Origin of the sequence: Shewanella donghaensis (assembly GCF_007567505.1) — a bacterium.
GTDB classification, from domain to species: Bacteria; Pseudomonadota; Gammaproteobacteria; order Enterobacterales; family Shewanellaceae; genus Shewanella; species Shewanella donghaensis.
The window spans coordinates 68120-80611 of the sequence record NZ_CP041783.1 but is presented as its reverse complement, the minus strand read 5'-3'; the positions used below and the strand labels follow the sequence as shown (position 1 = coordinate 80611).

Sequence of the window (12492 nt, the reverse complement as noted above, 5' to 3'; positions counted from 1 at the left end):
AACGCCTGCTAAATGCGGCCTTCATCTTGGTTGTTGTTTCAACATTCTCTGTTGCAACACCTAGCTATGCTGCCACGATTTTGATCTTAGGTGATAGTTTAAGTGCTGGTTACGGTATGTCGGAAGAGCAAGGTTGGGTACAATTGTTACGTAATGACCTCACCGAACATCAAATTATTAATGGCTCAGTTAGCGGTGAAACAACCGCAGGAGGTTTACGTAGACTCCCTAATTTACTGGCTTCTAGCGACATTGACCTTGTTGTTATCGAGCTTGGTGGTAACGACGGATTACGTGGTTTCCCACCGAATAAATTGAAATCAAATCTTACAAAAATCATTGAGTTGTCACAAGACAACGGCGCACAAGTGTTACTCACTGAGATTATGGTGCCACCCAATTATGGCCCTCGATATACAAATATGTTCAATAGTGTCTATCATGAGTTATCGGACCAATTTGATATCACGCTGGTGCCATTTTTTATGTTAGAAATTGCGCCTAATCCTGAATTAATGCAACGTGATGGCATTCATCCTAACCAAGACGCACAACCTCAAATTACGCAATGGATGAGCCCATGGATCAAAGATGCGCTAAAAAAGTAACTTAAGTTAAAGTATTTCATTAAAAATGTGCAATAAAACCAAAAAAAGTAATTTTATTTTAAGCTTTACGATTTAGAATGATAATTAAATGGAATTATATAAAAATTATTACAAAATACTAACTCTTAGTGGCCCAGTTAGAGCTATAAGATTTGGTATAAACCCTATGACTAAAAGGAAAAGTTATGTCCATAAGTCGTCAAAAGAAAGTTTATTTACCGACCGCTACACGTAAAAACCAATACATCACTGTTGGCTTTACGCTTACAGATGAATTACTCGGCTCATACAGTGACCTAAACAACTGTTATGAAGAGTTTAGTAAACTGGTCTTTAAAGTTGCTGATAAGCATGAACTGTTCAACGTTCATATTGTCGCTAGCGACAAGTTACCTATGGTTCGTTTCCACAGTGAAGCTTATTGTTTATCAACTGAAGAGCAATTACGTTTTTTCTATAACCCTGCGCATCATGAAGCTAACCGTTTACATACGCTTCCAGGTTATAGAGCTAAAAAGCTTAAAGTTGTTTTCCTTGCGACAGGGACAGAACTTCGCACCCATTCAGCTGAGTTCCATGCAAAAACTCAAGCTTTCTTAGCTGAAATAAAACCTTTGCTTCCAGTTCAAGATGTACCAGTTAAAATACGTGACCATCAACATATCTCTTATGATTTTTTTGCAAAATCAAAAGGACTCAAAGAAACCTATGGTTATAAACTACGTGCTGTAGATAATCGTTACAAGCGCCGTGAATGTAACTTACCTGAAACGGTAAGTGCACTGAACTACGTTACGGTCAGCCTTCCTATGGGTCGTCGTATTAAAAAGCAATTAATGTCTGAAAATACGACCCAGTTTGGCGACAAGTACCAAAGCGTTGCTGATAGTTTTATTAACGCGGCTCATGCTAATAAATTGACTCGTATTGCTATGGTCGCCAACGGTAAAGTACCGTTAGTCCGTAACAGTAAGTACGAACAACTTAACAGTACTGAAGAGTTTCAAATGGTAGGTTTTGACCCTAACGAAGAAGCGCCAGCGCCTATTTGCCATTGGGATGACAACAAACTCGCTGAAGCGATTCGATTTGTGATTGTGGCTTCTAAAGCTAACGAAACTGATGAAGGCTACGGCCGCTTTATGAATCAAGTACAAGATGCGATTCGTCAATTTACATCTCATTTTGATATTGATAAAGAACATATCGATGTGATTGTTCGCTTCCATCAACATCTGAGTTATAAAGCTTAATTTACGCGATAAATTAATTGCGCAATACTATAAACGACAGCTATGGCTGTCGTTTTTTTATCTCTAAATTCCGCATAAACACCTCAATATCTTATATCAATAAAACATATGTTATGAAATTGTGGCCAGATTTCACATTGATTAACAATTGTCAAACAAGGCATCTTGAACAACATACGAAATAATCGTATCCACTTCGTTATCTTGCATATCGGAGTAGGAAACTAAGAATAAAAAGCAGGAGATGCTATGTTCAACAAGAAAATGCCTTGGTTAGTGCCTACGCTCGTAGCCACAGCCGTTACCATAAGTTTAGCAGGCTGTGGTTCAGATGATGACGATTCACCAGTAACAGAAACACCACCCGTTGTTCAGCCTCCTGTTGAAGTTGGCCCTACCTTTCCTGAAGGTGCGATAATGGTCGAAGCAGGTGACAATCTCACCATTAGTATCCAAGAAGCGCTTATCAATGCACAAAGTAATGATGTTATTGTGCTACCTAAAGGAAGCTTTAAAATAGAGTCGACGCTCTTGTTTGATGGTGATGTTGATGGTGATGGTAGTTTTGCTAAAAATATTACCATTATGGGTTACGGCCAAGACGAAACCATTCTAGATTTTTCAGAAGCCAACTCCGGTGACGGTATTTTTGTTCAAAATGCCATGAACATTATTATTCAAGACTTATCAGTCAACGAAGCCAAAAACAACGGTATTAAACTCAAAAATACCAATGGTATTATCCTCAGAAGACTTGCAACGGTTTGGGAAGGTGAGCTTGACGAAGGAAATGGCGCATACGGCTTATATCCTGTTGAGTGTGAAAATATCCTCATTGAAGATACTTACGTACGAGGCAGCGCAGATGCGGGTATATATGTTGGTCAGTCGCAATACATCGTTGTTCGTCGCAACATTGCTAAAGAAAACGTTGCCGGTATCGAAATTGAAAACTCGAAATATGCTGACGTTTACGATAACGAAGCTATGGGTAATACCGGTGGTATTTTAGTATTCGACTTACCGATTAATAACCATAGATATGGTTCAAGCGTACGTATTTTTAATAACAAAGTTTACGATAATAATACCTTAAATTTTGCTAACGCTTCATCAAACCCAGCTGGAGTACATATTGTACCGCCAGGAACTGGGGTCATCGTTTTATCCACTGACGATGTTGAAATTTTTAATAATGAAATTACCAATCACGACACCGTTGGCCTAACGATTTCGAGCTTCTTTATTGCTGAACCCGATATTGGTACTTTTGTCGGAAATTATGGTCAACCAGGCCAAGCCATTGAAGATGGCTGGCGTCCAACACCACGCAATATATCCATTCATGATAATGTCATCAGCGATTATGGCACTAAGCCAAAAGGCTACTTAATTAAAGACATTATCACCGCCTATGTGTTAACCCATGGTGCACTTCCGGGGATTTTATATGACGGTTTAGGGGAAATGTTCTCTAACAATGGCACCGCTGCATACTTAGGCTTACAAGAGTTACCATTTGCCGCTGACGGTAGTGATAACGTTTGTGCTCAAAACAATGGTGATGTCAGTATTGGACGTTTATATGCCAATAATAATACCGATGCCAGCATTGCAGATGTGTTGTATGAAAAAACACAAACAGACTTACTGAATTGTGCGCAAGTTAGCTTGCCGGTTCATACCGTTACTTTTGGTGATGAAATATTTGGCTGTGGTGTCGATGATGATACCGCAGGGTGTGATGGCGGCAGCTTAATCGGCGGCGGCGGCACTATTGGTGAAGGTGAAGGCGGATTAGCCGGCGATGGTGACTTAGCATTATGTGAAGCCAGTGGCACCAATGTCAGCTGGGATGCACTATTAAAAGCTAACTGCCCTAATCTGTCTGATTATAATTTATTTGCTGATATGGCTAATCCAACTACTGGCGCCAATTCAGGCGGTCTAGCTTATGATCTCAATACACCGTTATTTACCGATCATGCCAGTAAGTACCGTTTTGTTTACCTTCCTGATGGCACTACAGCACAATACAGTGAGAATGAATCATTTGATTTCCCTGTGGGCTCAGTGATCAGCAAAACCTTCTCATTACCTTCAAATACCAATAATCGAGGGTTTGAAAACGAAGATTTAATTGAAACACGATTACTGATCCATCGTGACACTGGTTGGACTGCACTGCCTTATGTTTGGAAAGCGGATAAGTCTGATGCTGTCCTTGCAAAAGCAGGCGCGATTCAAGGTAAAACAGTGACCCATAAAGGCAATGAGTTAGCATTCGATTACGTTGTTCCTAGCATGAACCAGTGTAAACAGTGCCATCAATTTAAAGCAGATGATGACAGTAACGCGGTATTTATGCCCATTGGACCAAAGGCACGTCACCTCAACAAGAGTTATGAATATGCTGATGGCGCGATGAACCAATTGACCAAATGGGAAGCGCTAGGAATATTACAAGGTGTTCCTGAGTTAGATACTGTGCCAATGGTGCCTCAATACCAAGACGGTGATGAAGCCAATATTGATTCAATGTCAGACACTGAGCTTATGGCTGCAGCTAAAGGATACTTAGATATTAACTGCGCCCATTGTCACCGACCTGAAGGTAATGCTTCAAATACCGGCTTAAAACTTGAGTACTGGCGCAGTTATGCTGAAGATGCAGGTTTCTCTCACGGTACTTGTAAGTCTCCTGTCGCATACGGCGGCGGAAGCTTAGGCTTTGATGTGGTTCCAGGCAATCCTGAAGAGTCGATCTTACATTTCCGCATGGAAACCAATGAACCAGGCGATAGAATGCCTGAAATTGGCCGCAGCTTGTCCCATGACGAAGGTGTAGCACTCATTAATGAGTGGATTAAACGATTACCCGCTGCAACATGTTCATAGGGTAGCAATGACCGTGCCTAGTTTGCACGGTTTAATCGTCTTGGCTAAGCCGAGTTTAGAATAAGCCAAGTTTAGTATAAGCCAAGTTTAGTATAAGCCAAGTTTAGTATAAGCCGAGTGAACTCGGCTTATACCTCCTAACTATTCACGTATTACATAATAATTTTAATCAATATCCGCTAAAGGATGCCATCAATGTTAGGTTTCAGATCCCCTCGTATTGTTTACTTCATTCTTTTGTCAGTATTCATTTCACTATCAGCCTGTGGCGGTGGAGATTCAAAAGACAATAATACCGACAGTAATGATGACAACGCTGCTGTTATCCCTCCGATTGATTCAATACCCGATCCTGAAATTGATCCCGATGATGTATGCCAACAAAGCAGCACTGAAATTAACTGGCAAGCCTTAATGACAAAGGACTGTAATAACCTTTCCGACTACAGTTTATTTATTGAATCGAGTATTCCAACCACATCGCCTAGAGAGCCTGGTAAGAGCTATCAACTATCCACTGAGCTTTTCTCAAATTATGCCAGTAAGTATCGTTTTGTTTTCCTGCCTGATAACAAAGCAATGCAGTTCCAAGCACAAACCAGCTTCGATTTTCCTGTAGGCAGCGTACTAGTCAAAACCTTTGCACTCCCTTTTGATACACAAGTCACCACCCCCGATAATGAAAAACTCATAGAAACCCGTTTATTAATCCATCGTGAAACAGGTTGGACTGCGTTAACTTATCAATGGCAACAAGGACAAGCTTTACTGTCAATTGCCGGCGCAAATGTCATGCACACCATGAATAATCAAGGCGAGAGCATTAGCTTTGAATATCACATTCCTAATAAAGCTGAGTGTAAAATATGCCATCAAGTCACTGATAAAGAGATAAGTAGAATCAACCCTATTGGTTTGAAGGCGCATTTGTTGAATCGATTAATCCCAGCATCCAACGGTGAGCTCGTTAACCAACTCAGCAGATGGTCTTCACAGGGAATGTTGAATGGCTTACCTGAATTAGATTCAGTGGCTCAATCTTTTGCGCTCAGTAATGACGCAGCAAGCTTAACCAATAGAGCCAAAGGCTATTTAGATGTTAACTGTGCTCATTGCCATAGCGCTGATGGTTTTGCCAGTATTTCAGGTTTGAGACTGAATTATCATATAGACCACTCCACATTTGAATACGGAGTTTGTAAGCAGCCACCTGGCTGGGATGGCGGTCCAAAAGGACTAGCCTATGATATCGTGCCAGGCAGTGGCGAACGTTCGATAGTTCATTATAGGCAGACGCTATCAAGCCCCAAAGATAGAATGCCACCCATAGGACGTGAAATAACCCACAATGAGGGTGCAGAGTTAATTAAGCGTTGGATTGATGATATGTCGATAACAGCGGGGAACTGCTATTAGCAGCTTTACTGCATCTAAAAGAATAAAAGTTATACACAATTATCAGTTAGCTTGGTTTATCCGCAAGAAGTGTCCTGGAGGATGACCAAGCCAATGTTTAAAACTTTGCCTAAAATGACTAACATCACCATAACCCAGTGCCTCTGATATCTCTTCAACTGTTAGTTCGTCAGCCAAAATTAAATTAATTGCCGCTTGGCAGCGCACTTGATCCACCAGTTTTTGATAACTGGTGCCCGCAGCTGATAATTTTCGTCGTAAGCTTCTATCACTCATATGTTGTTTTTCAGCTAATTGCTCTAATTTAGGCGGCTTAGGCATACCTAAACGAATATCGTTTAGCACTTTATCAATGAATGACACACCATCAGGAACAATTGCATCTGTTGTATTTTGTTCAAATTGAAAAGCTAACGGCGTACTGAGTAAAGCAATATCAATGCCCCACTCATAAAAATCACAATCAAAGATTATGTTAGCCCCCGTTTCATGACTTAAAAAAGGCATGTCACATTGCGGTTGAGCAAAATGAATTTCATCAATATTTATCGGGATATCAACTAATTGCCTAGCGACACCTAACAGCGCACAAACACTATGTTGAAATTGAAACGAGAACTTTTCGGCATCGACTTTACCGGTATTGACCCATCTAACCCAAAGTTTAGTTTCATCAAAGCGGATTAACGTATCAGCGAAGCTTCCGGCTAAGTCAGGATTTTTAATGACAAACTGTAAGCATTCATTCAGGGCCGTGAATTTATCAAAGAATGGCAGTAACACATCAAGACTGGCAACTTGGTAACTGGTGCCCAATCGAGCGCCAATTTCAGGATCTTTTGAGCTTGTTCGTAAGACCTCCATAGCAAACTCGACTTGCCATACATAAACAAACTGCATGGCATTGAGTTCTTGTGGACCTAAACCTATTTTTTGGTAGGTATCAGCAGCAACACTGCCACCGAGATGCTGTGTAATAAAACTAAGCAAATTGCGTAATTCAAAGGCGGGATAGCATTGGTCACCCACCATCATATTTGCTTTATAGCCTAATTCTCTTTGCATCAATACCTTATCAAAAGTGGTTTATTTCACAGCGCTTTCGCGTTCCATCAAACGATTTATAACACTATCAATTGATAAAGAAGCGCCATGGGCAATTTTATCTGCCAACTTCTTTTTCATTTGATATTTAATCTTTATCACCTGGTGTTCTTTTGCAAGTTTTAATACCACATCATCACTGGTAGAAATTGCATCAACCAAGCCTAATTCAATGGCTTGTTGCCCATACCAATGCTCGCCAGTAGCGACTTTTTCTATGTCCATATCAGGGCGGTACTTACTGACAAACTCTTTAAACAACACATGAGTTTCTTCAAGCTCTTCTTGAAACTTCTCACGCCCTTCATCGGTATTTTCACCAAATACAGTCAATGTACGTTTGAAGTTACCTGCTGTATGTTGCTCATAATCAATGTCGTGTTTTTTCAGTAAGCGGCTGAAGTTAGGTAGTTGAGCCACTACGCCAATTGAGCCAACAATGGCAAAAGGAGCAGCGTAAATTTTATTTGCTACACAGGCCATCATATAGCCGCCGCTGGCAGCGACTTTATCGATACAAATGGTCAGAGGAATATTAGCTTGCTTCAAACGGTCAAGCTGGCTAGATGCCAAACCGTAACCATGAACCATACCACCGCCACTTTCAACATTGACTAACACTTGATCGTTTTCATCAGCAACGGTTAATACAGCAGTAATTTCTTCTCTTAAAGAGGCTACTTCACTTGCATCGATACTGCCATTAAAATCAATAACAAAGACTTTTGATTTTGGCGTGTCTTCTTTTTCAGCCGCTTTATCTTCGGCTTTAAGTTTTTTCTCATAAGCCTTTAACTGCTTTTTAGACAACAGTTCTTGCTTTAGTTCTTTTTCAAGTTCCTTAAGCTCATCAGTCACATCAGTAAGCTTCAACTCACCTTTATCAGATTTATGCTTAATACTGCTTGCTAGAACAACAATAACAACAGCAAGAATTGCGGCAACTATAGTGACGGCTTTAGCTAAAAACATGCCGTACTCAGATAAAAACTCCAAAATACACTCCAAATGGGAAAAGTTAATTAGGGTTATCTTAGCAGGAAGTTAAACACTGTAGACAATAAAAAACCCAGCAATTGCTGGGTTTTTAACCGAAAGAATAAATTAATCCAGCTTAGTTACATTCTTGAAGCACTTCGTCGTTATCAACTAAAATGGTTGCAACACCTAAGCCTGCTGATTTTGCAAAACCAGCAACTTGAGTTTGCATTTCCACTGTAGCTGCGCCAGCCATACCGTCAGTCACACCATCAATTTCAGCAGGGCTTACTATTGAACTGTGATGACCTTTGCTAAAGCGAACTGCACCAGAACCTGCATTAGTTGAACTTACACAATCTAAACCAAGTGCCGCTATTAACGGTTCAGTTCCTGATAATGGAAAGCCTTCTACTGCATTGGGTAAAACTTGGTCAGATAAGTTACCTGCGCCATCACCTACTACTTCAATTAAATGAACTGGCAACTGTGTTGCAGCAAGCATTGACCCATGGTTAATCGGATCTGCAGAATCAACCGCTGTTTGAACTGCAAAAGCAAATGTTGGAATAAACTCAGCATATACGGCTTGAACTAAAGCAGCGTACTCTGGTGTACCAGGCTCATACCCACCAACATTAGCTTCTTCAACTAATGCCATGAAATCATCTGTTGCTGTCACAGTTTGAAATAGTACCGGACCAAATGTTGGAGAGCCTGCGAACGACCCCGCTAAACCACCAGATGGAGCCACTAACGAAGCAGCATTAATGGCATAAGCATTTGGTAATGCGCTACCGTCAGCAGGGTTAACTAAACCAGTAGATGCATAAGTTGAGAGTGTCGTACCGACGATGCCACCTAAACTTAGACCTTGTACACTAATCTTGCTGATATCAAACACTTGCTGACCACCAGCTTGAGCGATTTGTGAATACATTCCTGTTAATAACAAACGAAGACCTAAATGATCCATGGTTGCTTGGCGGAAATTATCACGCACCGTTAAAGTGCTGGCTACGTTCACAAACACTAATGGATTACCATTGGCATATTGCGGACCAAATACATCACTAGTGGCTGATATATCATAAATACCATTACCACTAGCATCGTAAGAACGGTCACCATGCAATGGCATATCAATAGCAATAGTTGCAATGCCTGCTGCTGCGTATGTACCGGCATAAGCCAAGGCCATTTGCTTAGTGCCACCTAAACCATGCAATGCCATTGTGGTTGGCCAGCCGTTAGTTGGTGCTACAAATGGTAAACCAGCTTGCGCACTAAAAGCGGCAAGTTTAGCGGCATTTGGCAGGGTAATTTGTACCGTTACATCGTCATAGCTCATGATTTTTGGAATGGGATTAAACTTGGTTAAATGTTTTGAAGGATCAGCAGCTGTTCCATCATCTAACATCCAAGTTTTACCTGCCATTAAAGCTGGGTTTTGCAACGCAGCAGCAGGGTCAACACCTTGCGCTACAGCTTGTTGGCTAAAGTTACCCACCGTCATAGTGCCTGATTGAAGCGCTAATAATACTGAAACAGGGCTATCACCTTGAGCAAACCAACGGCCATTAGGCGCAGTAGGCGCACCATCTACAATTGGAATGACACAACTAGCAGATGAACAATCACCATAAAATGGTAAACGTACCACTGCGGTATAAATTTCAGCTATGTCAGAAACAACATAAGCAAGTCCATCAGCAGGAGTTAAACCAGCAGCTTGCGCTACGGTAACAGTGCCTCCAAACCCATTATCCATAGGCATTGGCGGTTGGACAAAAGAAGGTTTATACGGATCGCTCGAAGCCATCAATAATTTGCTGGTTTCATATACATCTGCAACCGACTGGGTAGTAAACAAACCAGAATATGAAATAGTTTCAGCATCAACACCATGCTCTGCTGCTAAGCCCTTTTCATAACTATTAACTAAACCTTGAAGGAATAATTGGTCAGGTGTTTCAAGAGGCTTAGTGTCGATATCAAGTTTTAATAAGTTATATGTGCTCGATGGTTCAACTGCACGACCCGCTGAGTCTTGAACTAAGCTAGTCGTTGCATAAATATACGATTGATTTGCTTTTAGCGGTTTTAAAGGCACTATTGCAATTTTATTGCCTGAAGCTAGTGCTACAAAATCAACACCAAATTGCAGTTCAGCACCAACTTTACATGCTGATACAGAAGGCGCATCGCTACATTCAGGATCAGAAGATAAAGCGCCGCCAACAGTGGCTTCAAATAATCTTACTGCACCAGGTTGAGAAACAGAGGCTTCATCAAGTGTAAGCATTGCACCATCAGAGTCTGTTGCTAAATCAACACTAAGCGAAATTGGTGATGAAGTTGACCAGCCATCTAATGCCCCCAAAGCAAGCGATGGATCAACATAATCAATACCGTCTTCTCCAGGTATTGCGAGGGTGCCGTCTAATGTTCCATTGAATAATAAGTCGTTTGGTAAAGGTACATCTCCGTTGGCTGGGTCAAAAACCACTTGAGATGATGGAATAAGCGGTTGTACATTATCTTTTGCTTCGTTAGAACTATCTTCACTACAGCCGCTAAGCCCAAGAGCAGATGCAATTGCAACACCCAATATGAGTCTTTTCATCTTTTTTTCCCCAAATCTTGTTGTAATAATTTTAATTTCCCCAAAAATTGGTCACAATAGTGTAAACGCATGACCATAAGGACATATTTTTGTCCTTAACTAATCTCAAGTTAACGTAAAATTATAGAGTTAGCTACAAGTTTGTTACATGAGAAAGTGGTACTTACTAACATTTATCAGTCATTTGTTTGAAACGAGCGTTTAACTTTTGTTCGAATTGAGATTTGACGCGCTTTTGCAGTCCAAGGAAAAAATGAACCATGTTGGAATATCAAGCTGAAAAAGATTTACTAAAAAATAAAACAATCCTTGTTACAGGTGCAGGTGCTGGAATTGGTCGAACTGCAGCGATAAACTTTGCAAAACATGGCGCAACCGTCATCCTATTAGGTAAAACAGTAAAAAAACTTGAAGCTGTTTACGATGAAATAGAACAAGCTGGTTATCCTAAACCTGCCATTGTGCCGTTAGATTTAAAAGGTGCAACAGAACAAAACTACAAAGACATGGCAGAAACAATCGCTGAACAATTCAATCATTTAGATGGTTTACTACACAATGCAAGCTTATTAGGCGCGCTTGGTCCGTTTGAACATATTGACCTTGAATCACTAGAAGATGTTATGAAAGTGAACGTCACCGCCCAAGTCATCTTAACTAAAGCCTTATTACCGATCATGCGAAGCGCACCATCAGCATCTATTATCTTCACTTCTAGCGGTGTTGGTCGTCAAGGACGTGCATATTGGGGGCCTTACGCTTTTTCTAAATTTGCCACCGAAGGTATGATGCAAGTGCTTGCCCATGAATGTGATGGTACCAATCTTCGTGTTAATAGTATTAACCCAGGTGCAACGCGCACAGAAATGCGCGCTAAAGCTTATCCTGGTGAAGATCCACAAACATTAAAAACGGCCCAAGATATAATGCCGACGTACTTATACCTCATGGGTGAAGATTCAGTTGCAGTCAATGGACAACAATTGAGCGCACAATAATAAGACCCAAATAAGACCAAATACAGTAATATCGCTATCGATTATTTTTGAGCGAAAAAAAGGGAGCATTAGCTCCCTTTTTCGCTTTTAGGTATTTATAGCTGATCTTAAAGGCTAATTACTTGGGTATTTTTCTCAACCAGTTTTTCACCTATTCCTGCCACTTGTGTCAATTGCTGCACGCTTTTGAATTTACCGTTCTTTTTTCGATATTCGACAATAGCTTTAGCTTTCGCCTCCCCTACGCCGTTAAGGGCTTGCAGCTCTACAACTGTCGCCTTATTAATATTGATTTTACTAACCACATTTTTAGCAGGCTTTTTTACCTGTGTTGTTTGGGATGTAGATTTAACTTCTTTTGTGGCTGCATTGACGTTTATGCTCATTAGTGACAGTGCACCAACCAATATAACGCCCATGAGTAATGGATGTTTCATAGCTTTATTAGACATTGTTAACTCCTGTTAAGTCCTATTTATAAACCGATCTGCTTCCATATCCGTGATCGGTATCTTTCAGCATAAGATGATGTGTTATTCAATGAACAATACACACATCAATCCGAGCCGTCATAAAACTGTAGTCAACAATTTATATTTTGCATAAAAAAT

General features: G+C 40.7%; 9 protein-coding genes. 5 read left to right on the top strand and 4 right to left on the bottom strand.

Annotated elements, in window-relative coordinates; translation table 11 throughout:
- Window positions 1–5: 5 nt before the first annotated feature.
- The 4 genes from FPK91_RS00340 to FPK91_RS00325 all read left to right on the top strand — a co-directional run bounded on the left by FPK91_RS00340 (window position 6) and on the right by FPK91_RS00325 (window position 6175).
- Complete coding sequence (locus tag FPK91_RS00340; protein ID WP_405127351.1) at window positions 6–608, top strand: arylesterase; 603 nt, start codon at window positions 6–8, stop codon at window positions 606–608.
- A 185-nt stretch (window positions 609–793) separates the two neighbouring features.
- Window positions 794–1861 carry a DUF3083 family protein gene (locus tag FPK91_RS00335; RefSeq protein ID WP_144206617.1) on the top strand — a complete coding sequence of 356 codons (1068 nt, stop codon included), beginning with the start codon at window positions 794–796 and terminating at the stop codon, window positions 1859–1861.
- 249 nt (window positions 1862–2110) lie between these two features.
- Window positions 2111–4759 (top strand): parallel beta-helix domain-containing protein, encoded by a 2649-nt coding sequence (locus tag FPK91_RS00330; RefSeq protein WP_144206615.1) that lies wholly within the window; start codon window positions 2111–2113, stop codon window positions 4757–4759.
- Window positions 4760–4954: 195 nt separating this feature from the next.
- Complete coding sequence (locus FPK91_RS00325; protein ID WP_144206613.1) at window positions 4955–6175, top strand: SO2930 family diheme c-type cytochrome; 1221 nt, start codon at window positions 4955–4957, stop codon at window positions 6173–6175.
- 42 nt (window positions 6176–6217) lie between these two features.
- Here the strand turns inward: FPK91_RS00325 and FPK91_RS00320 are convergent, their stop codons facing one another.
- From FPK91_RS00320 to FPK91_RS00310, 3 genes are all read right to left on the bottom strand, one after another.
- Window positions 6218–7240, bottom strand: coding sequence for an AraC family transcriptional regulator (locus tag FPK91_RS00320; protein ID WP_144206611.1), 1023 nt, complete (start codon window positions 7238–7240; stop codon window positions 6218–6220).
- 21 nt (window positions 7241–7261) lie between these two features.
- Window positions 7262–8275, bottom strand: coding sequence for a protease SohB (gene sohB / locus FPK91_RS00315; RefSeq protein ID WP_168926903.1), 1014 nt, complete (start codon window positions 8273–8275; stop codon window positions 7262–7264).
- Window positions 8276–8393: 118 nt separating this feature from the next.
- The gene (locus FPK91_RS00310) at window positions 8394–10883 is read right to left on the bottom strand and encodes a VolA/Pla-1 family phospholipase (protein WP_144206607.1); all 2490 of its coding nucleotides are present in this window, start codon (window positions 10881–10883) and stop codon (window positions 8394–8396) included.
- Between the two features lie 260 nt (window positions 10884–11143).
- Between FPK91_RS00310 and FPK91_RS00305 the strand changes: the two genes are divergently transcribed.
- Window positions 11144–11881, top strand: a complete 738-nt coding sequence (locus FPK91_RS00305; protein ID WP_144206605.1) for a YciK family oxidoreductase — start codon at window positions 11144–11146, stop codon at window positions 11879–11881.
- A gap of 107 nt (window positions 11882–11988) precedes the next feature.
- On the opposite strand, the gene FPK91_RS00300 is transcribed toward FPK91_RS00305, so the two are convergent.
- Window positions 11989–12333, bottom strand: coding sequence for a ComEA family DNA-binding protein (locus FPK91_RS00300; RefSeq protein ID WP_227006645.1), 345 nt, complete (start codon window positions 12331–12333; stop codon window positions 11989–11991).
- Between the last annotated feature and the right edge of the window lie 159 nt (window positions 12334–12492).